The 26,990-nt window shown below is 61.7% G+C and carries 14 protein-coding genes and 7 pseudogenes; 12 read left to right on the plus strand and 9 right to left on the minus strand.

Going from position 1 to position 26,990, the window contains the following annotated elements:
* Positions 1-24: 24 nt before the first annotated feature.
* Positions 25-216: a hypothetical protein gene (locus tag ACYQ47_RS17750; protein ID WP_459906236.1), complete on the minus strand. Its 192-nt coding sequence runs from the start codon at positions 214-216 to the stop codon at positions 25-27.
* Between the two features lie 191 nt (positions 217-407).
* Between ACYQ47_RS17750 and ACYQ47_RS17755 the strand changes: the two genes are divergently transcribed.
* Entirely contained in the window at positions 408-722 is a 315-nt protein-coding gene (locus tag ACYQ47_RS17755; RefSeq protein WP_459906237.1) for a LysR family transcriptional regulator, read from the plus strand.
* A complete protein-coding gene (locus tag ACYQ47_RS17760; RefSeq protein WP_459906238.1) occupies positions 719-1,027 on the plus strand; it encodes a LysR family transcriptional regulator substrate-binding protein in 309 nt (102 codons plus the stop codon). The genes ACYQ47_RS17755 and ACYQ47_RS17760 overlap by 4 nt, the downstream gene beginning before the upstream one ends.
* Positions 1,028-1,420: 393 nt before the next feature.
* Here ACYQ47_RS17760 and ACYQ47_RS17765 read toward each other — a convergent pair whose 3' ends face one another.
* Complete coding sequence (locus ACYQ47_RS17765; RefSeq protein ID WP_459906239.1) at positions 1,421-11,089, minus strand: AIDA repeat-containing protein; 9,669 nt, start codon at positions 11,087-11,089, stop codon at positions 1,421-1,423.
* Between the two features lie 80 nt (positions 11,090-11,169).
* A complete protein-coding gene (locus tag ACYQ47_RS17770) occupies positions 11,170-12,477 on the minus strand; it encodes an autotransporter strand-loop-strand O-heptosyltransferase (RefSeq protein ID WP_459906240.1) in 1,308 nt (435 codons plus the stop codon).
* Between the two features lie 351 nt (positions 12,478-12,828).
* Between ACYQ47_RS17770 and ACYQ47_RS17775 the strand changes: the two are divergent.
* The 3 pseudogenes from ACYQ47_RS17775 to ACYQ47_RS17785 all read left to right on the plus strand — a co-directional run.
* Positions 12,829-13,116: pseudogene (locus ACYQ47_RS17775) on the plus strand (amidohydrolase family protein); the annotation flags it as partial.
* Positions 13,117-13,161: 45 nt separating this feature from the next.
* Positions 13,162-13,301 (plus strand): annotated as a pseudogene (locus ACYQ47_RS17780) (Asp/Glu/hydantoin racemase); the annotation flags it as partial.
* A 293-nt stretch (positions 13,302-13,594) separates the two neighbouring features.
* Positions 13,595-13,864, plus strand: a pseudogene (locus ACYQ47_RS17785) (hypothetical protein); the annotation flags it as partial.
* Positions 13,865-14,001: 137 nt separating this feature from the next.
* On the opposite strand, the gene ACYQ47_RS17790 reads toward ACYQ47_RS17785, so the two are convergent.
* Positions 14,002-15,726 carry a methyl-accepting chemotaxis protein gene (locus ACYQ47_RS17790; RefSeq protein WP_459906241.1) on the minus strand — a complete coding sequence of 575 codons (1,725 nt, stop codon included), beginning with the start codon at positions 15,724-15,726 and terminating at the stop codon, positions 14,002-14,004.
* Between the two features lie 506 nt (positions 15,727-16,232).
* Between ACYQ47_RS17790 and ACYQ47_RS17795 the strand changes: the two are divergent.
* The 7 genes and pseudogenes from ACYQ47_RS17795 to ACYQ47_RS17825 all read left to right on the plus strand — a co-directional run.
* Positions 16,233-16,584: pseudogene (locus ACYQ47_RS17795) on the plus strand (chemotaxis protein CheW); the annotation flags it as partial.
* Positions 16,585-16,646: 62 nt separating this feature from the next.
* A pseudogene (locus ACYQ47_RS17800) lies at positions 16,647-17,809 on the plus strand (IS3 family transposase).
* Between the two features lie 15 nt (positions 17,810-17,824).
* A pseudogene (locus ACYQ47_RS17805) lies at positions 17,825-17,899 on the plus strand (hypothetical protein); the annotation flags it as partial.
* A 20-nt stretch (positions 17,900-17,919) separates the two neighbouring features.
* Positions 17,920-18,096, plus strand: coding sequence for an IS66 family insertion sequence element accessory protein TnpB (gene tnpB / locus ACYQ47_RS17810; RefSeq protein WP_459906242.1), 177 nt, complete (start codon positions 17,920-17,922; stop codon positions 18,094-18,096).
* 30 nt (positions 18,097-18,126) lie between these two features.
* Positions 18,127-19,650: pseudogene (gene tnpC, locus ACYQ47_RS17815) on the plus strand (IS66 family transposase).
* Between the two features lie 38 nt (positions 19,651-19,688).
* Entirely contained in the window at positions 19,689-19,877 is a 189-nt protein-coding gene (locus ACYQ47_RS17820) for a hypothetical protein (RefSeq protein WP_459906243.1), read from the plus strand.
* Positions 19,878-19,947: 70 nt separating this feature from the next.
* Complete coding sequence (locus ACYQ47_RS17825) at positions 19,948-20,385, plus strand: response regulator (RefSeq protein ID WP_459906244.1); 438 nt, start codon at positions 19,948-19,950, stop codon at positions 20,383-20,385.
* Positions 20,386-20,431: 46 nt separating this feature from the next.
* On the opposite strand, the gene ACYQ47_RS17830 is transcribed toward ACYQ47_RS17825, so the two are convergent.
* From ACYQ47_RS17830 to ACYQ47_RS17850, 5 genes are all read right to left on the minus strand, one after another.
* Positions 20,432-22,063, minus strand: coding sequence for a PAS domain-containing sensor histidine kinase (locus ACYQ47_RS17830; RefSeq protein WP_459906245.1), 1,632 nt, complete (start codon positions 22,061-22,063; stop codon positions 20,432-20,434).
* Positions 22,064-22,640: 577 nt separating this feature from the next.
* Positions 22,641-23,039 carry a response regulator gene (locus ACYQ47_RS17835; RefSeq protein WP_459906246.1) on the minus strand — a complete coding sequence of 133 codons (399 nt, stop codon included), beginning with the start codon at positions 23,037-23,039 and terminating at the stop codon, positions 22,641-22,643.
* An 863-nt stretch (positions 23,040-23,902) separates the two neighbouring features.
* Entirely contained in the window at positions 23,903-24,607 is a 705-nt protein-coding gene (locus ACYQ47_RS17840; protein ID WP_459906247.1) for a hypothetical protein, read from the minus strand.
* A 289-nt stretch (positions 24,608-24,896) separates the two neighbouring features.
* Complete coding sequence (locus tag ACYQ47_RS17845; RefSeq protein ID WP_459906248.1) at positions 24,897-26,375, minus strand: YncE family protein; 1,479 nt, start codon at positions 26,373-26,375, stop codon at positions 24,897-24,899.
* Positions 26,372-26,863 carry a DUF305 domain-containing protein gene (locus tag ACYQ47_RS17850; RefSeq protein WP_459906249.1) on the minus strand — a complete coding sequence of 164 codons (492 nt, stop codon included), beginning with the start codon at positions 26,861-26,863 and terminating at the stop codon, positions 26,372-26,374. The genes ACYQ47_RS17845 and ACYQ47_RS17850 overlap by 4 nt, the downstream gene beginning before the upstream one ends.
* Positions 26,864-26,990: the final 127 nt, after the last annotated feature.

A 26,990-nucleotide genomic window follows, 5' to 3' on the forward strand; every position in this document is an offset into this window, starting at 1 on the left:
CGGAATCTGGAAAGCCGCGTAGGTTCAGAAGAAAGCGCCGAGAATGAGCCCCGATTCCGCCGAGGAAAGATGCAGCTCCGCGTTCATATAAGGCAACGCGACGGAGAGATTCGCGGGGTCCATATAGTTGCTGACGATCGCGACAAACGCGAGGAACACCATGAACCATCTGAATCTCGTCGGCTTTCGAGCCTGTGCGAGTGGCATTGTCTGCATCGTCTCTTCCCCGGCTCCGTGCGAGCCATGTCGATCATGTGCGTGATCACGATTTCAGCTAAAAACTCAGCCGCACGCCAATACATTGTCGAGCGTGGGCCATAACTCAGCCGCACGCCAATACATTGTCGAGCGTGGGCCATAACCCCGGGTTATGCTCTGGTCATACCGATGGCGCGCAAGGAGAAAGCATGGCAAGATCGACGCTTAATTATCACCAGGTCGAATTGCTATACGAAGTCGTCCGGTGCAGGACCTTGACGGCGGCAGCGCAAAACCTACATATCTCGCAGCCTGCCGTGACGAAGCAACTCAAGGCGCTGGAAGAGAGTCTGGGCGTCGCGCTCTTCAAGCGCGAAAAAGGCCGGCTCGTGCCCACGGCGGAAGCCATCCTGCTGTTCGAACAGACCGAACGAACGCGAGCCTTCGCGCACTCAACGAACTCGCCGACGGTTTGCGCTCCGGCACGCTCGGCCGGGTTTCCTTATGTGCGTATCCGGCGGTGACGGAGATATTGCTGCTTGAGGCCATCGCCGTTTTTCAGACGCGGTTCCCGAAGTTCTTCGTGGAAGTGGCGATTGAAAACGCTCAACGAATGCTGGATCTCGTGAAGAGCCAGCAAGTCGATCTCGGCATCCGCACGCCGTCTCGCGCCATGCGCCACGTGACGGAAAAGCATTTGCTCGATTCGACCATCGTCTGCGCGATGCCTCTGGACGATCCGCTCGCGAAGCGTCGTTCAGTGAAGATCGGCGACTTGGCCGATGTCGCGTTGACGAGCGTCGGCGCGCTCGAAAGCATCCCCGAATAGCAGGCGCTGCTGTCGTCCTTGGAGAATGGACGGTTGATCCATGCACGCGTGTCGAGCTCGGCGCTGGCTTGCCGGATGGTGCAACTGACGCGGTGCCACGCGATCGTCGAGAGCCTGACGGCCAAGTCCATCGATGCAAACGGTCTGGCCTTCGTGCCGCTCGAAACGATACCGCCGCGCGCCGGATCGCGATGCTCAGGCCGTCATTGCGGCCGGGCAGCGCGTTCACGGAGTCGTTCTGTGATATTCTCGGTGAAGCAGCACGCAGGCTCGGCGAGCGCAATGCGCCACCGGCTCTTTTGCCCCGCCGCGCGCGGCCGTTTGGGCAATCACGGATTGGATGATGATCGGGAGCGGGATATCGCTCGCGGATATTCCCGCCGCCTGGTCACATCACCACTTCCAGTTCACGCCCGCCATGCCGCTGTAGTCCTGCTCGTGCTTGGCAAAGTCCACGCCGACACGTGCGAACACCGACGCGTTCTTGCCGATCTCCCATGCTCCGCCGGTGGCCACATGACCGACGGTGCGCGCGAGCGGCGTGCCGGATACCTGATAGACCGCGCCCGGCGCCTGAGCGAACGACGCATTCAGCGTCTGGCCGAGGCTGCCGATGCGCTGCTGCACGTTCGCATCGATCTCCCACGTATTGGCCGCTCCGTCGCGGCGCTTTTGCGTGAACAGATAACGCACGCCCGCGATGCCGGCCGTCGCGGCCTGAGTGCTGCCCTGGTAGACGAGATCGAACACGCCGCCCTGGCCTTCGCCGAAGCCGTCCTGGGCATACCGGCCCACGCGCATTCCGACATAGGGCTGGAGCGTCATGTCATCGCGCAGATGCAGGTTCAGACCGCCTTGCGCGTATGCGGTCGCGGCGCGCGTTTCGACGCTGCCTTGCGGCGTGCCCGACAAACCGCCAAAGCCGACGACGCGATTCTCCGCATTGCTCCATCGCCCGATGCTTGCCATACCGCGCACGAAGAACGGCTGCGTCGCCGGTTGCCACGCGCCGTAGAGCAGCGCCTGCCAACCGTTGGTGTGACCGCTGGCGCCCGGCTGATTGAAGCCGAGATCGCTGTAATCCGCATCGACCGCCACGCCCGCACGGACGTCGCGCGCCACTTCGCGATCGTAGCCGACAGTAAGCGAACTCGAACGTGTATCGAGCGCGTTGCTTCCAACCGTTGCATCACCCGATACATGCGATTGGCCATAACGCACCGCCGCCCACAAGTCGTTCGACGGACGCACCTGCGATACCGACGTCATGCGCTCGCTCACCGTATTGCCGAGCGCCTCGGTGTTCTGACGCGCGACGCGCAGCAGGCCCGTCGCTTCGACGCCGGTCATCTGCGCAAGCGCCGATTGCGCGCCTGCCTTCGTTTCGAAGAGCAATGCGTCGGTGATAGCGTTGCCGCTGGCGAGAAGCACGCGGTTCAGCGCGCTTGCCACCTGCAACTGGTTGCGGTTTTGCCCGACCATGCCGAAGCCCGCGAAGTCGCCCGTCTGATAAAAGATCGATGCGATCTTGAGCGTCAGGTCGATCTCGCCCGGCGCGTACGAGAGCGTCGGCGAGAGGTACGCGTAGTCCATGCCGACGCCGGAGAACGTGCCGTTGAGCGCGCCCGTGTAAGTCAGGATGGTGTACTTCGTGTTGGTCTTCCACGCATCGGGCGATGCGTTCACGACGACCTTCGCGCCGCCATTCGGACCGCTCTGCGCGATGTCGACGTCGCCTGCCACGGCGACGCTGCCCGTCTGCCCCGCCGCATTCGCACTCACGACGAAGGTCGAACCATCGTTGAATGCGAGCGTGCCGTTCACGCGCAACGTCTGACCCGGCGTATTCGCGACCAGCGCGCCGCCCGAGTTGAACGTCGCGTTCCCAATGAGCGAGCCGCTGCCGAACAACACACCGCCCGCGTTCACCGCGGCACTCGCCGCCGTGACGGTATCGACCCGCACCGTGCCGCCGTCGTTGACGATGCCAAGACTCGCGCTTGCAAGGTTCTGCACCAGACCGCCGCTCGTCACGGTCACGCCGGCCACGTTGCCGTCGCCCGTCAACGTGCCGCCGTTGTTGACGAGCGTTCTCGTCACGGTTGCGCCGTATCGCACGCGCTGCACGCCGCCGGAATTGACCGTGGTCGCATCCGCCGCGCCGCCCGAACTGACGACCTGCATACCGCCGTTGAGCGTAGTCGCGCTTGCGATGGCGTCGGCCTGCACCTCCTGCAATGCGCCCGCATTGATGAGCGCATTTCCCGCGAAGCCGCCAAACGCCACCTGCTGGACGCCACCGCTGTTGACGACCGTGTTGTATGCGTAGCCTTCGATGACGCCATCGACATATTGCAGGCCGCCTGAATTGACGGTCGTGTCGTAGGCGACGCCACCGGCGAGAATGTTCTGCGTGCCGCCGTTGATGGTCGTCGCGCTCGCCACGCCGCCCGAAGTCAGCGTCTGCGTGCCGTTTGCGAGGAGCGTCGTCGTCATGGCGAGACCGCCCGCGCTGATGACCTGCTGACCGCCGCTTACGACCGTCGTTCCTTGGGCCACGCCGCCGGAAGAGACCAACTGAGTGCCACCCGACACCATCGTACTGGCAGCCGTGCCCGCGACCGCCTGCGTGCCGCCTGTCGCGACCGTCGTGCTCGTTGCGTTGCCGCCGGAGGCCACTTGCTGCACCCCAGCCGCGCTGACGATCGCGCCCACGGCCGTGCCGCCTGCCTCTATAAGCTGCGTGCCGCCGGAGATGAGCGAACGCAACGAGGAGCCGCCCGCATTGATCGTTTCCATGCCGCCCGATCCGACCTGCGTGCCGATGGCGACACCGCCCGACAAGACGTTGAACGTGCCGCCGTTCTCGACCAGCACGTTCGAACCGACGTTGTCCGCCACCGCGAAAACGCCGCCGGTGTTCGTCCCGCTCACCGTTGCCGACGTATCGGTGACGAGCGCCGCGCCCGTTTGCTGCGTGATGGTCGCGCTGCCCGCGCCAGTCACGGTCGCAAGGCCGCCGTTCTGCACGATGACTTGCCCCGCCGACCCGCCGCCGGATACGGTCAGCGAACCGCCGCTCTGCACCAGCGTGCCGCTCGTCGTGCCGCCGGTCGTGACCGTCTGCCGGCCACCACTGGACACGACCGCGCCGGTCGCGCTTCCACCCGACGACACGGCCTGCATGCCGCCGCTCGAAACCATCGTGCCGCTGGCGGTTCCTCCCGCGAGCACGGTCTGCGTGCCGCCGTTCGACACGGCGACGCCGTTGGCCACCCCGCCCGATGACACATACTGGTTGCCGCCGCTGCCAAGCGTGACCGCGCCTGCATTGCCGCCGGACGACACGCGCTGCACGCCGCCCGCGCTCACCAGCGTTCCGGTGGCGGTGCCCCCGGAGGCGACATCCTGCACGCCGCCGCTCGCCACTGTCGTGTCGATGGCGGTGCCGCCCGTCTGCACGGTCTGTGCACCGCCGTTTGCCACCAGCGTCGCCACCGCGCTGCCTCCCGCCGTGACGTTTTGCTGGCCACCCGACAGCACCCTGGATGCCGAGGCGACGCCGCCCGAAAGCACGGCCTGCAAGCCGCCCGCCGATACTGCCGTGCCGCTCGCGGATCCGCCCGACGCGACGCTTTGCGTGCCGCCGCTCGACACGCTTGCGTCGCGCGACACGCCGCCCGATGCGACCGTCTCCACGCCGCCCGCGTCGATGGCCGTCGCGCTCGCCATGCCTCCCGCCCGCACGGTCTGCGAGGCGCCTTCGTTCAGCACGGTGCCGCGCGCCAGACCCGCCGAGGCGACCGTGACCGCGCCGCCGCTGCTGACGTTCGTACCCGACGCGCTGCCCGCGGAGCCGATGGACATCACGCCCGCGTTGCCCACTTGCGTGCCGCTCGCGACGCCATTGACCACGATGCGCCCGCCGCTGCCCACGATGCTGCCGACCGCGCTGCCCATCGACGCAACAGTCTGCTGGCCACCGGCGAGCACCGACGCGCCCGTCGCCGTGCCGCTGACGTTTTGCGCGCCGCCGGACACGATGGAACCAGAGGCGATGCCGCCCGCCTCGATATGCTCCACGCCACCGAGTCCGACATGCGTGCCAAAACCCTGTCCGCCGGAAAGCACCGTGAAGTTGCCGCCACGCTCGACGAGTACGCCGGATGCGACGTTGCCCATGACCGAAAACGCGCCCGATGCGTTGTGGCCATTCGTGATCGTGGCCGAGGTATTGGCAACCAGGGCCGCGCCCGCTTGCTGATCGACGTGATCGAGCGCGGCGCCTGCCGACACCGTCAGCGTGCCGCCAGACAAGACCGTCGAAGACGTCGCACTTCCGGATGCTCCGATGGTCTGAGCCCCACCCGCGCCGATCACGCTCGCATTCGCGTACCCGCCGTTCAGCACCGTCTGCGTCGCAACTGTGCCAATGCTCGTCGATGTCGCCGCGCCGCCCGAACCCACGTTTTGCTGTCCGCCTGCAACGAGTGCCGTGCCGAGCCCGAGCGCGCCGGCTCCCGAGATGTTCTGCACGCCACCGGATACGACCGTGCCTTCGGCCTCGCCGGCTACATCTTGCGTGCCGTTCGCACCGATCGTCGTGCCGCTCGCGTAGCCGCCGGACGCAACTGCCTGAAGCGCGCCATTGCTTACCATGCCACCGGTCGCCACGCCGCCGGATGCCACTGTCTGGGTCGCGCCCGAGCCGGTGAGCGTGGTGTTATCGACGCTGCCATACACCATCTGCGTGCCCGACACCACCGTATCGGCCGCCGTGCCGGACACGACCTGCATCCCGCCTGTCTCGACCGTGGTGCCCGATGCCGCGCCGCCAGTCTGCACGAGCTGCGACGCGCCCGCTTGGACCTCGCTGCCCGATGCGACACCACCGAAGGTAAGCGTCTGCGTGCCGCCCGACTGCACGACGGTTCCGACTGCGACACCGCCGATGTTCACCGCTTGCGATCCGCCCTGCACCAGCGTGCCGCTCGCGACGCCATTGAAGACCTGCTGTGAGCCGCCCGAGATCAGCGCGCCGATCGAAGCGCCGCCGTTGATGATCTGCACGCCACCCGACGCCACGGTCGTGTTGCTCGCGATACCGCCGAGCACTTGCTGGGACGCGCCGGAGCCGACGCTCGTGCTGGTCGTCGAGCCGCCACTGCCGACGCTCTGCGTGCCGCCGGTAAGGACGGTGTCCGTCGCACTGCCCATAACGGACTGGATACCGCCGCTCACCTGCGTGCCGCTTGCAAGACCGCCGGCCATGACGGACTGACCGCCGCTTTGCAGCATGGCGCCAACGGCGCTCGCCCCCGACGATACGAACTGCTGGCCGCCCGCGATGACGGCGTTCAGCGAAACACCGCCCGACTGCACGCTCTCCATGCCCAGATCGCCGACATGCGTGCCGCTTGCCGTGCCATTGGACGTTACGGTGAGCCGTCCGCCGTTCTCGACGACGACGTTGGTCGCGACGTTACTCGCGACCGAGAACGCGCCGCTGGCATTCGCGCCCGCGACGCTCGCACCCGTGTCCGTGATGAGTGCGGCTCCCGCTCGCTGATCGACGTCGCTTGCGTTCGCGCCCGCGGATACGACCATCAGCGCACCGTTCAGCAAGGTCGACGACGATGCGCTGGCGCCGGCGAGCAGCTGTATCTGACCACCGCTGCCGACGTTCGTCGCGCTCGCCATGCCGTTGGATGTAATCAGCACCGCGCCGCCGTTGGTCGCCGATGTGCCCGCCGCCACACCGCCGCCGCCCACGACGATCACGCCGCCCGACGCGTAGGCCGAGTTCAGCGTGCCGCCCGACGAGATGGCCACAGTGCCGCCCGATCCCGCCACGGTTGCGTTCGCAACGCCGTTGTTGGCGATGACTTGCCTGCCGCCCGAGCGGACGGTCGTGCCGTCGGCCGTGCCGCCCGTCACGTTCTGCAAACCCGCGCCCGTCACTAGCGTGCCGCTGGCGGAACCGCCCGCCACGACGGTCTGCGCGCCGCCCGAGACGACCGTATCCGTGGCCGTTCCCTGCACGTTCTGCTGCCCCGAAGACACCGTGGTGCCCGAAGCCGTACCGCCCGCGAGTACCGTCTGCGTGCCGCCACGGATACTGGCATTCGTCGCGAGCGCGCCGCTCGATACGGTCATCGCGCCGAGGGTCTGCACGACGGTGCCCGAGGCCTGCGCGCCGCTATTGACGTTCTGCGCGCCGCTTGCGATGACGATCGTGCCGGAGGCGACGCCATCGACGGTCTGCACGCCCCCGATCGTCGCCGATACGGCGCTCGCGCCCGAGGCGACCGATTGCACGCCGCCGAAATCGACGCGCGTACCGGTCGCGACGCCGCCCGTCGCGACGATTTCGCCGCCTGCGCTAGCCACGCGCGTGGCGATCGACGCGCCGCCCGACTGCACGCTCAGCTGCCCGCCGTTGGCCAGATAGACATTCGACGCAACGTGATTGGCGATGCTGAACGTGCCGTTCGGCCCGCCCCCGCCGATGACCGTGTCGGTATCGACGACGAGCGCGCCGCCCAGGTTCTGCACGATGCCGAGCGCCGAGCCGCCCGCCTGCACCGTGAGCTTGCCGTTCGCGTTGAGCGTCGTGCCCGAGGCCACGCCGCCCGCATCGACTTCCTGCGCGCCGCCTGCGACGATGGTGCTGCCGGATGCGTGCGCACCGGCGAGAATCTGCTGTACGCCGCCGCGCAGCGTCGCGCCGTTCGCGGTGCCGCCCGCGCTCACGATCTGCGAACCGGACCACACCACGGTGCTGCTCGCCAGGCCGCCGCTTTCGATCGATTGCACGCCGCCGCGCACGGCGCCGCCGTAGGCCAGGCCGCCGTTGCGAACCGCTTGCGCCCCGCCCGACGACACGATCGTCGCGCTCGCGACGCCGTTCGCCTGCACGCTCTGGACGCCCCCCGAGATGACCGTCGCGCCTTGCGCCACGCCGCCGCCCGCGATGGTCTGCGTGCCGCCGGACACGACATCGTTGTACGCGGTGCCGCCGGAGGCGATGCTCTGCGCGCCGCCGCTGCCGATGCGGTTGCTGTACCCCGCGCCGCCGGACGAAATGCTCAGGTTGCCGCCGCTCAGCACGTCGGTGCTGGTTGCCGTCGATCCGGACGAGACAGTAAGCGAGCCGCCCTGAAGACTCGCGCCAGCGGTCGTTGCGCCGTTGCGCACCGCAATCGCGCCGCCCGCGAGCACCGTCGCACTGGTCGTGCGCGCGTTCACTCCGGTGACGGTCTGATTGCCGCCCGCCGAGACTGTCGCGCCGATGCTCGAACCGTTCACCGCTTCGTTGCCGCCGGCCTGGATCTGTGTCGCCGATGCATAGCCGTACACGCCGATGGTTTGCGACGCGCCGCTGCCGACGAAGGTCAGATTGGCGCGTCCGCTCGTCACGACTTCCGACGCGCCGCCCGAAAGCACGGTGCCGAAGGTGGTGCCGCCTTGCACATCGACGAGCGTCCCTGCCGCCGCGGCAGTGCCCGATGCCACCCCGCCGCTCACGATCAGCGTGCCGTTGTTGAACTGCGTGCCGTAGGTCGTGCCGGCGGAGACGAGTTGCGTGCCGCCCGCGATGATGGCGCCACTCGTCCTGCCGCCCAGAACCGTTTCGGTCGCGCCCGCCGAGATGACCGTGCCGCTCGCGGTGCCGCCGTAGACCTGCTCCCGCGCGCCGCTCTTCAACTGTGTGTTCGACATCACGCCCGTGCCCGTCACCGTGACGACACCACCCGCGTTGACGGTCGTATTGCTCGTCAGTCCGCCCGAGGCGACCAGCGAGCCACTGTTGTTGACCACGGCATTGTTCATCACGCCGCTGCCGGTCGTGATGCCGGCGCCCGCCGAGTTGATCGTCACGCCCTGAGCCACGCCGCCCGACACTGTGACGAGTCCGCCGCTGCCCGCTGTGGTCGCGTACGCGGTGCCGCCATCGAGCACGGTCATCGCGCCGCCGTTTTCCGCGACCACGTTCGAAGCGATATTGCCGTTGATCGAGAACGCGCCTAGACGATTGGTGCCGTTCGTGATCGTCGCCGATGTGTTGGTGACGAGCGCGCCGCCCGATGAGACCGTGACGGTATCGGCCGCGGCGCTGGCATCGACTTCGAGGCGGCCGGAATTGGCGACCGTCGTCGAGATCGCGTAGCCGCCGCCCTGCACGGCCGTGTTGCCGCCTGTACCGATGGTCGTCGACGTCGCCAAGCCCCCGTTGAACACCGTCAAACTGCCGCGGTTCTCCAGCACGAGATTCGATGCGACATTGCCGATCACCGAGAACGCACCCATGCGGTCCGTGCCGTTCGTGATCACCGCCGACGTGTTGGTGATGAGCGCCGCGCCCGCGCTCTGCGCGACCTGGTTGGCCGAGCCGCCCGCATCGACCTGGAAGATGCCTGCCGAATGGAGCGTGTTGCTCGCCACGCCGCCACTCATCACTTCGAGATTCGCGGCGCTGCCATCGAGCATGACGCCGGAGGCGTAGTTGTTCGACACGAAGAAGGTGCGGCCCGAATCCGTGACGCCGTTCGTGATCGTCGCCGATGTGTTCGTGACGATCTGACCGCCCGCGCCCTGACGCACGGTATCGGCGGTGCCTGCCGTATTGACCTGAAAGATGCCGCCGGCGGAGTAGACCGTATCTTGCGCCGCGCCGCCCGACAGTACCGTCAGATGACCCGTTCCGACGATTTGCGTATGCGAGGCGACGCCGCCTGAGATGAAAAATCCCGTGCCGTCGGCGCGCGTGTTGACGCCCGCGAGCACCGTCGAGGACGTGGTCGCAACCAGTCCGCCGCTCGCCGCCTGCGTGACACCGATCGCGGCGGCGCCGGAATCGATCGTCAGCGTGCTGCCCGAGCTGACCACCGCTGCCGTTGCGCTCGCGCCGGACTGCACGTTGACCTGAGCGCCGTTGAGCGCCACGACACCGTTGGTCTGGCCACCCGAACCGACCCATTGCGATGCATTCGTGCCGTTGACAGTCGTGTTGTTGGCAACGCCTCCCGCCAGCACGGTGTCGGTCGAATAGGCGCCGACATTGGTCCCGTTCTCGACGCCCGCGACGGATTGCTGCGCGTAATACGTGCCGTTGCCCGACAAGATCGAACCGCTGGCGGTGCCGCCGGCCGCGACGCTTACCGTCGCGCCGCCCAGCACGCTCGCCGCCGCCACCAAACCGCCGCTCGCAACCGATACACTGCCCGCCGAATTCACCGTGACGCCCGATGCCACGCCCGCCGTCCACAGCGAAGTGCCGCTGTTCACGGTCGTCGCGGCGGCCGAGCCGCCCGCCGCCACGGACTGCCGCCCGCCCGACGTGAGGGTCGTGTTGCTCGCAACGCCGCCCGCCAGGACATTCTGAAGCGCGTTGCTCGTAACGGTCGCGTAATAGGCCGAGCCCGCCACGTTCTGCGTGCCGGCGCTCGTCACCAGCGTATTCACGGCGCGTCCGCCCGCATCGACATTCAATGTGCCGCCCAGCACTTGCGTAGTGCTCGCCACACCGCCCGCCAGCACTTCCAGCTGGCTTTGACTGCCGAGTTTGATGCCACTGGCGACATTGCCGCCGACATTGAACGTCGAGCCATCCACGTTCGTGCCGTTGATCGTGCCCGAGGTCGTCGCTACCAGCACGGAGCCGGAGGTCATCGCAAGCCCGGTCACCGTCGCGCCCGCGGCGATCGTTTCGCGTCCGCCCGCGGAAACGGTCACGCCCGTCGAGCGTCCGCCCGATGCGACGCTCTGCGCGCCATACACGGTCGTGGTCGATGCAGAGCCGCCTTCGAGCACGTTCTGCGTGCCGTAGACCGTCGATGAATTCGCGTAGCCGCCGCCCGACACGTTCTGCGTACCCGTGACGGATTCGCCGGTGACGGTCGTGCCGCTCGTGACTTCGGCGGTGTAGGCCTGCGCGGCGGGCACCAGCGCGGCCTGCAGCCCCAACAGCGCGAACATCCCGGACAGGAGGCGCGACAGCCCGCGTCGGCGGCTACCGAACACATGCAGACAAAACTTGCGGCGATAAGTAAGCGGCTTCATTTCTTCGTGTTGGTATGAGTGTGCCCCTCACGCTCTTCGTCGAAGGCGCGATGGCAAAAAATTCAGGAAAGGCTGGCGGATCAGGTATCGCTGGCTGCTTGCTTCAATCCTTTGCCGAAGCCGGGAATGCGCTGCAACGTGCGCTTCACCTGCTCGGGCATGATGAGGCGCGTGCATTCGAACTGACGCGGGGTGTCCTTGTGCCTTGGGCACCAGAAGAAATCCTGGTGATCGAAGCGATGACGCACGTCGTTCCAGCAGCCTGTACAGGCGTGGTAGTTGATGACGCGGTAGGGCGTCGCGAACTCGTTGTTCTCGGCGGTGAAGCCACTGATCATCGCGACCGGCGTATTGCATGCCCACGCGAGCCATGCAAGTCCGCTCGACAGGCCAACGAAGAAGTCGGCATGCTTGAGCCAGCGTGCACGCTCTTCCAGAGGGCGATCGCCGGTTTCGTCTTCCGCGCCGTGCGGGATATGGTTCCAGACGATTCCCGAACCATGCGTCGCTTTCTGATCGATGCAGATCACGCGATACCCGGCATTCTTCAGGAACGCGACGATTTCGCGCCAGCCGGTCGGATGATTCCAGTACTTGCACTGCGTCGAGCTTTGCACGGCGATCACGACATAACGCTCTGCAATGGGCCGGGTGTCGTTGGCAAGTACGATGTCCGGGCGCATCTCTTCGGTATCGACGCCAAGAATGTGACCCGCGGTGCGATGCAGCCCGACATGACGAAAATCGGCGGGCTGATACGTGTGCGCTTCGTCGTCGAAGAACAGGCCGATATTGTATGTCGCGTAATAGCGCTCCGGCTTCACTTCCTCGTGCGTCACGAACTCGATGTCCGGATAGGCACGGCGAAAGAGCGGCGCGATCAGCGCGGACATCGCGCACGTGAGCTTGCAGTTGTGCTTGCGGTGAAACTTGACTGCGTAAGGGAACCAGCCCATCAGATCGCCCAGCGTGCCGACGGGAAACTGGACCAGCACCTCGCGATCGTTGGCGTCGAAGCGGTGAATGAACGCCGCGTCCGCATTCTTGCCGCGCCTGTGGACTTGCAGTTCAAACGGGACGAAATACTTCTTGCCGCTCGCAACCGCGCCCGCGCCCATGTCCGTCTGGAACAGAAGGTTGTCTGTCTCGTAGTCGCGCAGCACGACATGCCATTCGCCTTCGGGGAGAACCACGCGGCAGCCGTCGTTGAAATCGAAACGCACGCCGTGCAAAGCCTCTTGCGTCGGCACGGACGCGGGCAACGGAAACGGCGGTTTGCCGGCGCCATTCGCGGAGACCGGATGCGGCGTGAACGTGACCGGCGCGACGGATACCGTCGTTTCAGCGGCAGGTACGGCAAGAATGTCGTGAGGAATCGAAGCGGTCATCGTATAAACGGAGTCGAGCTGTGAACCGGTGCCCCTCGAGCATGGCCGGGCTGGCAGTTGCCTCCGGCCCTTCTTGCTGGACGGCGCAAAAGCTCCTTTACTGTCCGCTTAACGACATGTTTTTGGCCGACTGAAGCGTAAGCTTCAGAAAAAACTTCGTTACCTGCAGCATTAAACAGCAGGAATTGCCGTTTACACTCGCCGGGCCGAGCGTGCCTTCTTGGGCATCACGCGCTTGTCTGCTCACGGGACATCGATGGTCGTGAGGACTGGACCTTTCGCCGGGACACTGTTGAACAGTCAATCAAACCGCGAAGCCGCGTCAAAATCTGCGCAACGGAGGGCCTGCGCGCGGCGGTCGTGCATTGCGCGGCGCACGGCGCATCAGCGACGACCGTTGAAGAGACCATTCACTGGGGCAGCGCGGGCGGCGCAAGCGCGCTCGGCCTCGATGCGGTCGGCCCGATCGAAATCGGCATAGCGGCGGACTTCGTGCTGTATGACGTCGACGATCCGCGCTTCTATGGTTTTCACGATCTCGCGGTTGCGCCGGTGACGGCAGGCGAGCCGGCAAGCGTGCGATCCAACATCGTGATCGGGCGCGTCGTCGTCGATGACGGTGTGATCCCCGGCCTCGATCAAAGCCCTGCTGGCCGATTAGTGCGCGTTGAGGTGAGACCCGGCATGCAAATAAATCGATCAAGGATCGGCATCCTGACGCCGTCGTCCAACACGGCGCTCGAACCCATCATCTGCGCGATGATGAGCGCGCTGCCCCACGTGAGCGCGCACTTCTCGCGTTCACCGTGACGCAGATCACCCTCATATATCGACCTCAAGCATCCACAGCGCATTCCACACTCGTAAGCGGGTTTGCCCGTACCCCGCTCGAACAGTCACGTTAAATGCGCCGCATGTAGGTTCGAGCAGAACGTCATCACCGTGCGGCTTCAGAATGTCCGCAACACGTGCCTCGGTTACCCGTTGACGTGCAAAGTCCACGAGATCCTTTGGATGCACGAATACGGGGATCGGCCTAGCATGTCGCGATCAGGAACCGCTACCGCCGCGGGTTCCGCCGGAACGTCGTCCAAGCTGTTCGTCCTGATTGATGCCCGGCGCACCGTCCAAAGCGGAAGATATCGCCAGCGATAACAAGTCGTCGGGCCTGACGGTGGGCCGTCATCCGCTTTCTCTTTTGCGTCCGGTTCTGCTTGAACAAAAGCTCATACCGGCATCGACATTGCGCGCATGCCGCGACAGCTGCCTTGCACGCGGATGCGGACTCTTGACCGTGCGGCAGCGGTCGGGCACCGCCAAGGGTGTGATGTTCGTGACGCTCAAAGACGAAACCGGCAACGTCAACGCCATCATCTGGCCATCGATGTCGCACATTTCCTTCGAATTGCCACGTGCCATAGACCGCAAGCAGTGACACGCCCATGTCCTCATGCCGTTGTTTCCCCTGCAACGCGGGTCGCAAACACCCGTCCACGTCGTGCGGTCTCACTGCGCCGCTCATCGTCAAAACGACTGCCAGTCCCCTTCGCTCGGTTCTCGTACGCGGTTCACCTTAGCGCTTTGAACCGGTGCAGATGCCGCTTTCTTCGGCAACGCAACACAGGCGGCGGTGGCAGCCGCGCGAGGACGAATGACCTCACGCACAGGTTCGGCCAACGCTTCCGCCACAATGCGATTGACGTGGCCGACCTTGAAAATCGACACCATGTCCCGAAGCGAGCCGGACTGCTGCGCCAGCGATTGCGCGGCCGCACTCGCTTGTTCGACCAGCGCGGCGTTCTGCTGGGTGACTTCATCCATCTGCGAGACCGCGACATTGACCTGCTCGATGCCGGTATGTTGCTCCGACGATGCCGCCGAAATCTCGCCCATCAGGTCGGCCACGCGCTTGACCGATTGCACGACCTCATTCATCGTGTGACCCGCTTCGTCGACAAGTTGCGAGCCTGCGCTGACTTTCTGCACCGACGCGTCGATCAGGTCCTTGATCTCTTTGGCGGCCGTTGCGCTACGCTGCGCCAACGTCCGAACCTCACCCGCCACCACGGCGAAGCCACGACCTTCTTCACCTGCCCGTGCAGCCTCGACGGCCGCGTTGAGTGCGAGGATGTTTGTCTGAAATGCAATTCCTTCGATGACCGAGATGATCTCGGATACCTTGGTCGAACTCGCGCTGATGTCTCTCATCGTATCCACGACGCGGCTGACGACTGCACCGCCGCGGGCCGCCACTTCAGATGCATTCGCGGCAAGCGTATTGCCCTGCTGCGCATTCTCGGTGTTCTGCTTCACCGTTGACGTCAACTCTTCCATACTGGCGGCCGTCTCCTGAAGCGAAGCCGCTTGTTCTTCGGTGCGCTGGCTCAGATCAGTGTTGCCCGCTGCAATCTGCGCCGAAGCCGTTGCAATGCTTTCGCTGCCACTGCGAACGCGACCGACGATATCCCCGAGGCGCTCGTTCATGTGCCCGAGAGCGCGAAGCAATTGGCCTGTCTCGTCCTTGCCGTCATCGGTGATGACCGACGTCAGGTCGCCCTGAGCAACGGTTTCAGCAACTTCAAGCGAGCGGCGAATGGGTGCGACGATTGCCCGATAAATGAAAGCGGCGGCAACAACGCTAAGCACGATAGCCAATACGCTGCAGATAGCGGTATAAACCAGCGTCTTTTGATATTCAGTACCCGCTGCCGCCGCCGCGTCATTCGCGCCCTTCGAATTAAGCGCAATGTCTCGGCCGATCAAGTCGGCAGCCGTTGCGAAAAGCCCAGACGATACGTTCGCTGCCAGTTCCCGTGCCTCGGCAAGTTGCTCCTGATCGTTTAGCGCATTGATCTTGTCGTCGACTGTCATGTAAGACCGCCAGGCCGCTTTGAAGTCTTCGAAGAGTTGCTTTTCTTCAGGCGACGAAATAAGCCCCTGATATTTGTTGAGCGCCTGTTCAAGCGCCAGCACTGCGTCTCCACGCTTCTTCGCCTGCGCCGCTTTTTCTTGCGCGTTGGTCGCAAGCAGCGCCCCCATCGAGCCGCGGCGAACGGCGTTTGTTGCGGCACGAACATCACCGAGCGTCTGCACACTTGGCAACCAATTGCCAGCCAGATCGGCCGTTCCTTGATAGACCCTCGATACCTGAACCAGCGCAAGCGCGCCGATCAAGCAAAGAGCCAGCAAGGCAATCCCGAAACCCATGGCGAGCTTCGCCCCGATTCTTATATTCCGTAGCGCTTTCATGAAAAGTCCCTTGTTCGGTTATGGCGACGATGCAGATGGAAGCCGTCTAGGTCGGGCGCAAGTTTTCCTGCCCGGCATGCTCGCCTTTACGACAACGTGACTGGAAAACTTTAACTTTTGCCATATTTTTTCGCCATGCGGGTTTTACTATCGCAAGAAACGCGGCGTTCGAACGCAACCACGATCGCCCGTAAGGCAGTGAAAAAACGCGGTGGAAAGATCTCGACACAAGCTAAACGGAAGAGCCAAAGTTCTGTTTTTGCCATATCCGGTTCATATCGCGTGCATTTCCATCTACTTCTCTAACCTTTCGCCACCGACTTAAAACAACTACAAAACCGCAACGCGCATCGTCTCGACTTGCGCATGCGCCCAGCGTTGCTATTCGAAATTGACGGCAGATAAGCAGATCGAAGCCGCTAACACTACCAGGAAATTCCACCTTCAGAATAGCGATGGAAGTGCCGTAAGCAGGTTCACGGTAACTCGGCTTCGAAGGAGCCTCGATGCATAACGATCAGCATGACATTGAGCAGCGGGTGCGGCTCGCGGGTAGCAACATGTTCGAACTGTTGCTGTTTCGGCTAGGCGCCTCACCAAAGAGGCGGGGCTCGTGAACTCTACGGCATTAAGGTTTTCAAGGTTCGCGAGATCGTCGCGATGCCGGTCCTGACGGAAGTCGCCTGTTCATCCGAGATGATTCTGGGTGTTGCTGATGTCCGCGGCGGAATCATTCCTGTCATCAATCTCGCGAAGGTCACCGGTTGCGTTGCGCGCGAGAGCAACCGGATACTTCTGGTGACTGAATTTGCCCGTACGACGCAAGGCTTTGCCGTGGAAGAAGTCGATGACATCGTGTAGTGGTCTAATGAATCCGGACGCTGATTTAGGCGAGAATGGTCGCCATGAAGAGGTGTCTGATGAGCAAGCAACGACGTACGTTTTCCCCGGAGTTCAAACAGCAAGCCGCCGGTCTGGTGCTCGACCAGGGCTATAGCCATATGGAAGCAAGCCGCTCGGTCGGCGTCGGCGAGACGGTGCTGCGCCACTGGGTGCAGCAACTTCAGATGGAACGCCAGGGCGTCACGCCACAGGGCAAGGCAATCACGCCGGATCAACAGCGTATTCAGTAACTCGAGGCACGTATCGAACGCCTCGAGCGTGAGAAGGCCATTTTAAAAAAGGCTACCGCGCTCTTGATGTCGGAAGGCATCGAACGTACGAAGTAATTGATCAGATTGGCGCAAGCGAATCGGTCGAACTGATCTGCGCGGTATTCGACGTATCGCGGTCCTGCCTGTATGCCCACCGAGGGCGAGCCCGACGCGTTGATGCCGAGCGCATGGCACTGCGTAGCCGAGTACATGAGCTGTTCATCGAGAGTCGAAGTTCTGCTGGCAGTCGCAGCATCATGGGCATGATGCGTGAGGAAGGTACGGCGATTGGCCGCTTCAAGGTCAGCCGCTTGATGGAAGAGCTCGGGTTGATCTGCAAGCAGCCGGGGCGCCATATCTACAAGCAAGCCACGGTCGCGCGGATCGATATCCCGAACCATCTCAATCGCGAATTCGAGGTTGGTACGCCGAATCAGGTCTGGTGTGGTGACATCACGTATGTCTGGGCGCAGGGCCGTTGGCATTATCTGGCCGTAGTACTCGACCTGTTCACGCGTCGGGTTGTTGGCTGGTCGTTCTCGACACGCCCTGATGCCGATCTGGTCGCACAGGCGTTGGAGATGGCCTATGAGCAGCGTGGTCGACCGCAAGGCTTGCTGTTTCACTCGGATCAAGGCGGCCAATATGCAAGCCGGAAATTCCGTCAGCGCCTCTGGCGCTATCGGATACAGCAGAGCATGAGCCGTCGAGGAAATTGTTGGGATAACTCCCCGATGGAAAGGCTGTTCCGCAGCTTCAAGACGGAATGGCTGCCGTCAGTGGGATACATGTCGGCGCAGGAAGCGCACCGGGATATCAGCCACTATCTGATGCACCGGTACAACTGGAAACGACCGCATCAGTTCAACGACGGACTGGCACCAGCTGTTGCGGAAGAAAAACTTAACGCAGTGTCCGGGATTAGTTGACCACTACACTAGGGGCTGGCCGCGAAAGTGCAGACAGCGCTCGAAGAGAATCCGCTGGGTGGCAACGTATTCATCTTCCGCGGCCGCCGCGGCGATCTCGTGAAGCTGCTTTGGGGGCGACCGACGATGGCCTCTGGCTGCTCGCAAAACGATTGGAGCGAGGCCGGTTTATCTGGCCCCAGGCCGACGGTGGAAAGATCCATCTGACGAGCGCACAGCTGTCGATGCTCCTCGAAGGCATCGACTGGCGACACCCGCAACGCACCGCTGCTCTGTTGATGTTGTAAACCAGATCGAAGGCTCGTAAACTGCGACGCATGTCCAGAGATGCGCCGCTTCCCACCACCGTCGCTGAGCTCCAGGCTTTGGTGCTCGAGCAGCAGGCGTCGATCGAGAACATGGTGCGGAAGATCGCCGCACGGGACGACGAAATCGAACGCCTGAAGGCGCAGATCGACAAGCTCAGACGGATGTACTTCGGGAGCAAGTCCGAGAAACTGGCCCGGCAGATCGATAAACTCGAGGCGCAGCTGGAAGACCTGACGGCCGGTCAGGGCGCGGCCGAGACGCGAGGACACCGAGACAAGACGTCGACAGCGCCGCCCGGTCGAGCGCCCACGCGAGAGCCGCTGCCGCCGCACTTGCCACGCGATGAAATCGAACTCACGCCGAATCCGGCTTGCCCCAAGTGTGCGACAACGATGCAGCGACTCGGCGAGGATGTCTCCGAACAGCTCGCGCGCGTGGCGGCTGCGTTCAAAGTGATCCGCACGATCCGTCACAAGCTGTGCTGTCCTGACTGCGGTCACATCGAACAGCCCGCGATGCCCAGCCTGCCGATCGAGCACAGCATCGCGCATCCGAGCCTGCTGGCCGACATTGCGGTATCGAAGTTCGCCGATCACCAACCGCTGTATCGCCAATCGGAGATTGCGGCACGCGACGGCGTGACGCTGGATCGCGCCAGCATGGGCCGCTGGATCGGGCAGATCGCCGAGCTCTGCGGGCCGCTTGTTGAAGCAATCCAGCGCTACGTGCTGGTCGCCGGCGAAGTACACGTCGACGACACACCGGTTGCGGTGCTCGCGCCAGGCAACGGAAAGACGGTGACCGGTCGCTTCTGGGTCTACGTGCGTGACGATCACCGCTCGGGCTCGACTGAGCCGGCTGCAGTATGGTTCGACTTCTCGTCGAATCGCAAAGGCGTACATCCCCAGATCCGGCTCGCCGCATTCCGCGGGATCCTGCAGGCCGATGCTTACGCCGGTTTCGATCAATTGTATGCGAGCGGCGAGATCCACGAAGCGGCATGCTGGGATCACGCGAGGAGGTACATCTACGATGTTCACGCGCGCACACCGACTCCAGATACCCAGCAACTGCTCGAGATGATCGGCGAGCTCTACAGTATCGAAGCCGACATCCGGGGCAAGGCGCCTGACGAGCGGCTGCGCTTGAGGCAGGAAAAAACCAAGCCGTTGCTCACGTAGTTCGAAGCGACGATCAGGGCGAAACTCGCGACGCTGTCGACGAAGTCCGCGCTCGTATTCTACTGCGAGGACGGTCAAGTCGAGATCAGCAACGTGCTTGCCGAGAACGCGCTGCGCTGTGTCGCGCTCGGACGCAAAAACTATCTGTTCGTCGGCTCCGACAGCGGGGGCGAGCGGGCCGCCGCGATGTATAGCTTGATCGGGTCGGCAAAGCTAAATGGGATCAACCCACGCGCCTACCTCGAATACGTCCTGACCCACATCGCTGATCACAAGATCTCACGCATCGACGAATTGCTGCCCTGGAACGTGGCCGACAAACTGAAGCCGGCCACTCCGCCTACACCTTAACCGGATAGATCTGGAAGATTTGAAGATTTGGATGGATCGTGTCCACGATCGCCCGTGATCTAAATGAATTCCAGCACGCCATCACCATCACCATCACCATCATGCCTCACGCGCGCACGAATGAGGAACTGGCCCAGCCGAGTCGCTTACAGACCAACAAGATCGGAATTCATTTGAGGACCAACGGCGCGACGCCAGTGACACAAAGTCAGCCAGCGCTACAATGACAAAGTGCAGACGGGACAATACGTAGAGTGCTTGCGCAATATGAGTAGTATCGATGGAGCGACCGTGCGAATGACAATCTTGCTTGTTGAGGACAGTGAGAACGATATTGAACTTACGCTGCTCGCCCTTGAACGAGCAGGCGTTGAGAACCCCGTGCATGTCGTTCGGGACGGAGTGCAGGCCATCGACTATCTGCGTCGTCAAAACGAGTGGGCCGGCCGTCCTGACATCCATCCTGCAGTGATATTGCTGGATAAGAAATTGCCGAGACTCGACGGGCACGAAGTATTAGCCGCCGTCAAAGCAGATGATCGCCTTCGACATATTCCGATCGTGATGCTTACCTCATCCCGCGAGGAGACTGACTTACTCAAGAGCTACGATCTCGGTGTGAATGCCTACGTTGTCAAGCCTGTGGAGTTTCAAGACTTCATGGATGCGATTCGGGATATCGGCACCTTCTGGATCGTTCTCAACGAAAGCAAACCTACGTCGAATAGATCGTGAGGTTCGTAACTGCCGTGTACGGTCTCCAAGCGGTCCGTTCATCCAGTTAAACTTCACGCGGAAGGAACACTGTGAAAGTCGCGCCGTGCCCTTCCCCCTCGCTTCGTACTTCAATTGTTCCGTTATGGCGCTCGACCAGCGTCTTGACGAGCCAAAGTCCAAGTCCGAGCCCTCCCACACGACCTGACGACTTCGGGCGGATCTGCTCAAAGCGATCGAAGATTGTAGCGATCGATGCAGGCGCGATCCCGCAACCGGTGTCACGCACCGTAATGACCGCCTGCTTTCCCGCATGGGTTACCGACACGTTGATCGCACCGGCATCACAGAATTTGATGGCATTGGTGACCAAGTTCCAGACAATCTGCTTCAGACGTGCTGCGTCGCCCTCGACGATGCTCGGCTCAAGTAACGGCCCTTCCAGCGTCAAACCCTTCTGTTGCGCCTGCGGACGCAGATCGCTGATTATGTCGCGTGCCAGCGTATCCAGGGCCACAGGGGCCAGCTGAATCGACAGCTTGCCCGATACGATCGCACCACTATCCAGCAGGTCGTCGACCATCAATGACAGCTGCTTTGCGTTTCGTTGGATCGTCTCAGTGGCGCGCGTTACGCCGATTTTGTCACCGGAGCGAGCTAGTAACTCCGTCCAGCTAAGGATGACGCTGATTGGTGAGCGTAGTTCGTGAGACACCGCCGTGAGAAAGTGATCCATTGCGCGTGCATTGTCCTCGCTGCGCACGCGTGCCACGCGCTCACTCCCTGCGATGCGCTGCTGCTCCAGTTCCTGCTCCTTGCGCGCGGTAATGTCGAGCGTGAAACCCAGCATATGCGTGGCGTAGCCGTTTTCGTCGTAGCGTGCTCGACCACCGGCCAAAAGCCACCTTGTCGAGCCCATTGTATCGATCACCCGGAACTCGACCTTGTAGTCACGTCGCTCGGCGATCGATGCGATCAATTCACTGCGCGTCCGACGTCGATCCTCCCAGTGGACTAGCTCCGTAAACAGGCGCTTCTCGCTCAGTTCCTCTGCAGGTGGAATGCCCATGTTCAATTTGCATTGATCGGTGCAGACAACCACGCCGGTCGCGATGTCGCGCTGCCATGCACCGACCTTGGCGAAAGCAAGAACCTCGGAGAGATGCTCGCGACTTTCCCTGAGTTGCTTCTCTTTGTCGGCCGCTACAATCTGCCGAAGTTGTGCCTGCGAGCGCAAGCGCGCTTTTTCACGCTGCTCCGCCTCACGTCGTTGCACTCTGGACGTGACGTCGCTCACTCGTAGAACGAAATAGCGACGCCCATCATCGGGAATATCGATAACGCTGGCCTTCAACTTCCAAAAACGCGGCACGAGTTGCTGGCTCTCAGCTGACGACGGCCAGTCCGCGCGGAAGTACGGCGACGATCGTGTCTGCCCTGGCACCAGACCGGCCAGCATAGAGTGGATCCAATCTGCACGGCCGGCGAGTTGAGCGCCATCGCCATATTGGTTCACGTCGAAGATTGAGCGACCTATCAAAGTCTCTTTTGACTGTCCGATCAGCTGGAGATAGGCGTAATTCACAAACACAATTTGATGTTCGCGATTCAACACGACATACGCATCCGCCAGCATCTCGAAAAGAGTGGCGGGGTCGGGCTTTTCGGTCGGTACAGTCGGTCTTGTTCGCTGGTCCATAAAAAGCACTAACGCGCATGCTGGTATTGGTTGGCACACGAGAAGCTATCCAATGCTTGACCACCTCTTGTCCACCTCGTTTCAGTCGAATTTCCCTCGAATGCTCTGATACGAAAATTCTCCACGAATATTGGCTCACATGAAGCGAATCGTCATGCAAAATAGTCGCATAAGCGACTTCCAAGAAAGCGACAAAGATGATTTCGAGAGAAGGTGTGAACGTTCAAGATGTTATCGTGCGCCCCCGTCATGATGATAGCTGGCAGGTGGAAATTTTGCGGGCAGCCGGGACCGAGGTGCTAATCTTCGGTGACCAACCCTCAGCCCTTCAGGTCGCTATGCAAGCATGGCCGAACGTTGCGGTCCGCATACTCCCCGCGCATTGAAGAGTTGCCCCTTGAAGCGCTGGCCATCGTCGCACCGGAACTCAGAGCCGTTCGAACACCGCCGCGCATTGCTACGGTCCACGGTCACGCGACCACACAAGATATCCCGAATTCTAAAAGAGTTCTCGTGTCCTGAGATTAAGGGGGCTACTCCAGAACGAAATTCGCGCGTGTGCTGGTCGCACCATCGTCTAATGCCGTACAACGTCACGAATGAGTTTTAGGAACGGCTCAACCTCAACAGGCTTCTCAACCACCAAGTCTGCATGATTACCCGCCCTCACACCATGTGCGGCTGTCCAGAGGATGATGAAGACATGGCTTAAGGTTGCGTCGCGCCGGATAGTCGCGCACACCTCCAGGCCGTCTAAGCCCGGCATCATAAGATCGCAAACAATGACGTCCGGCCGGTAGACGCGCGCCTTCTCGAGGCCGTCCACACCGTCTTGAGATGTGAAGACAGTAATCCCCTCCGCCTCAAGCACCAGCGACCACACCGCGAAAATGTCCTCCATATCGTCGATCAGCAGGACGATTGGCGTTTCGCGTTCTGACTGTTCGTCCAACCGGGCAACGTTTTGGGTGTTCATTGTGACCTCGCTTGGAACGATTACCAGCAACCATCTTGATTATTAAACGAGCAACGAATGAGCCTCAATCAGACGCCCGAGCCCAAATAGCGGCCGCGATGTGGCCGAACTGAGCCGGCAGATCGTGCCCGCTCTCTCGATCACCCCCTACCTCCCGTCCTTCCTCACCCGCCGATTTTCCGATTTTCCGACCGCTCCTCGCAGTGGCTCTCGATTTCCTGCCTGCGCCGACGCGAGAACGGCGCGTGCCGCGGGAAGTTCAGAGTTGAGCGAACTCTCGCATCAGCGAGCGCTGGGCTTTGCAGCTGCCGCGCTCGTACAAGTCTAAATTGCTGGTTCACTCAAGTCTGAACTATCCGGTTTTTGGTTCCCTTAACTCTGACTTTACGACTGCGTTTCCAACGTCAGAAATAGCACGGTCCGGCCGTTATTTGACCCACAAGGGACATACGGCTTTCTCTAAAGCGGTCTTTCGCCCGTCAACGACACACTGGACCGTCAGAGTCGAAGGCAGCGTCGCATGTCATCTGATAGCAATGTCGTAAATCGATGCAGGATCCTCAAGTCCTTTGCTCAAGGTGCAAACCGCAATGTGATAGCGTCCAGGAACGAGCCAGATAAGGCCACCAATTTGGTACTCGTTCATTGTTTGGTTATACGCCGTCCTACTCGATAAACCCGCTATCGTGCTCGATACTATGCGCCCGTTAGCCAAGTTAGTAACCGTCACCCTGAACGGGGTTCGTTGTTCTGGGCTGATCTGCGGGACATTCTCCATCGCGCGCTTCGAGCTTGAATTGGATTCCGCACGCTTTAGCTTGACGGTTTCACCGCTCTTTGCCGTGTCTGCCGCACCCGCCCGCCTAACCATCAATGCAGGCTGATAACCTTTCCGGACCGGGACGCGTGTCGTTACGTTCGCATCGATTGCGCAAGTCGCAGGTGCCAGCGACACGTTTGACGATTCGATTAGCGGAGGAATCGCGCACAGATTTGGAGCCCAAGCCAACAGTCCAAGTACTGGCGCTTCGCAAAGTTTCCAGACGAATGGGCTCATTGTGTTTGAATGGACGACCTTGGCCGCAGGAGTGGAATTTACACCGTTGTCGACGATTCGCGTCGGCAGGTAGAGTTACCGCTGTTGGCCGCTCGTGGAAGCTGAGCCTGATCGACGCTAAGGGCTTGAGTTGGTCCGTAGGCTCACTTCGGCCGTGCAAAAATTGTTCGGACTTCGGTTTCCAGTCGAGCAGCAATTGGGCGACGCGCTTGGAATGTTCAGGATTCGCATCCAGACCCATTCGCTCGCTCGCGATGCTGTCAAGGTATGCAGCGATTATCGACGCATTCGCTCCCTCACCCTGTAACATTGAAAAAACGATGGGCAGGTACCCATAATACTCGTCGCGTGCTGTCGGGCTTGTCGCGACGCCAATCGGGTCCCAAACATAGAACAGAACTTCGTCCACTCGTCGGTACAGTTCCAGTTCATCATCGGCCAACTCGTGTCCCATCAGCTCTCCCTTATCACGCCACTCGTTCATCAAAAGACGGACACGGAAATTGTCCACGATCTAGGCGTCGGCGTCGACCGTCCGCTCGTGGCCGGTTGCCGGAAATAACAGCACGAGCGCTGCGAATCACTGGCGACCTCGGTCCGAACTTCCGGACGCGACCCGAAGCGGTCTCAGCGCATAGCGTGGTGCAAGCGGCGGTTAAGCGGTGTGCAACCGCCATTCCCTTAGTTGCCGGGATAACGTTGAACACAACTTACGTAGGGCCGGCGCCCGCGCGCTACCATTAACGATATAAGTAGTTGTTGCGCCGCCCGTGTTTGCTTGATTCGAACAGCTTCGATTTTTAATTCGACTGCACTTGAACGGCAGCGCCGATTTTTTCTGCGTCGCGCGGAGCAACGACTAGATATCTTTGCGTGCTCGTGGCGCTTTTCGCTTCTGGCCGCACGATCTGACGGATTTGCCCGATTGCGTTGACGATCGCTGAACCCGCCGGGTTGCTCATGAAGTTCGCCAACGGTTCCAGCTCGCCGCTTCCATCAGGGTGGTCTGAAAGCGCAATGACATAGGGTTTCTTGGGCTGCAGTCCCGTGACCGACGCTTGCAATACCTGAACTAAGCCCTGATCAAAAAGTGACACGCTCGTTGGCGCGGTCGTGCTTGCTGACGTGGACGAGTCTCCCACCGCCGTCATCGTCAGATGCGCCGCTTTGCCTGCCACACCGAGCGGCTGCGTATTCTGGGTGCCATCACCCATTCGAACGGCATTCGGTACATAGGTAACCGCTTGTGGCGCTTGTCCGATTGGCACGGTGGCAATCACCTGGTTCGTCAACGTGTCGATCGCAGTCATCGCATCGGCGTTTTCAAGACCGACGTACATGCGTGTGCCGTCGCCTGATGGCCAGATGCCGTGCGGAAGTTTTCCGACGGGAATCGTCGCGATCTGGGAGAAGTCATCGGTTTTAAACACTTTGACTTCATTGGTACCGCCAATCGTCACGTAGGCATAAGAGCCGTTACTATTGCGTGCGAAGTTGACGTGATTGCTGATAGAGCCGGTATCGATCGTCTTGAGGATATTGAACGGTGGTTGGGCGTTAAATACCTGCGTCTTGCCCGTATCCTTTAAAGTGAACCACACCTGCTTGCCATCGGGCGTGGCGGCGATATTCGGACAAAAGGGACTGGCCTGCGTAACGTGGCCGACTATCTTATGAGTCGCGACATCGATCACGACAGTCTCCGGATTGAACGACGAGCAGACATACCCGTATTTCCCGTCGGGCGAGAAGATCTGCATGCCAGGTCCCGCCGGCACGACAATGCGAGATTTCTCTTCGTAGGTCGAACCATCCAGCACGGCGATGTAATTCTCACCTCGCACCGTAACCCAAACCTCCTTGCCGCTGGGCGTGAAGAACGCCTCGTGCGGGGACCGTCCGACATACGTCACGTGCTTGAGCGCGTTGGTCTCGGTATCGATGAACGAAACTGAATTAGAGCCGATCGAGACCACGGCGATCGTCTTGTGGTCTGGCGAAAAGCCCATGCCGTGAACCAGCACCTGGCCTTTGTAGAGCGGGCTAAAATTGCCGGGCGACGGATCGCCGAGTTTGATCAAGCCGACTAGCGTATTGCTGGCAGGATCGATGACGGAAACGGTATTAGAAAACTGCTCGGCCGCGTAGACGCGATCCTGATGGCTGATGGGTATGTCGGCGGCAGAAGCCTTTCCAGGTGCCTGCCCTGCGAGGGCAACTGGCGCAAAGACGAGCGCGACCAGGGCTGAAAGCGTCGAGACTGCAGGAATGCGGTTCATTGTGGCGTTTGGTTCATTTTCATAGACATGCTGTTATGTTTAGGGGACTGCATTTTTCCATGTGCAATATCGGACGCCCGGTCTGCGCTACCAGCTGTGCCGGGCGCTGAAGTCGATACGCTCGAACCGATCGCCAGATGCATCGCAACGATCTCTTGCTGCTGCTCAACCACGATCTCTTGCGCGATGCGGCGCAACTGCTCGTTCTTTCCATATTGCAGTTCGGCGCGCGCCATATCGATAGCGCCCTGGTGGTGCGGCACCATCATCGCCACGAAATCATTGTCGATATTCCCACTCGGCTTGACCGCCATGTTCGCCATCATGGTCGACATCGCCGTATCGTTTTCGGATAGAAATGAAGCCTCCGCGGACGAAGCATCCGATGGTGCGTTGCCCGCATAAGCGGTAGCGCTTGCGGGCAGAAAAATGAGGGCGCCAGCTAACGACAGTGTGGCGGCTAGCCAGTCCGGGGAATTCGAAGCCATCGTGCATGTTCCTGATTAGGTAAGTGGCAACGGGCGAACGCCGTTTATGGGCCGTTTATTCCCAGATATTTTCAAACAAAGGGTTTACCACTTGTGGCAAGACAAACGTCAGCGCCAGCACCGCTTG

It is taken from the genome of Caballeronia sp. HLA56 (genome assembly GCF_054655155.1).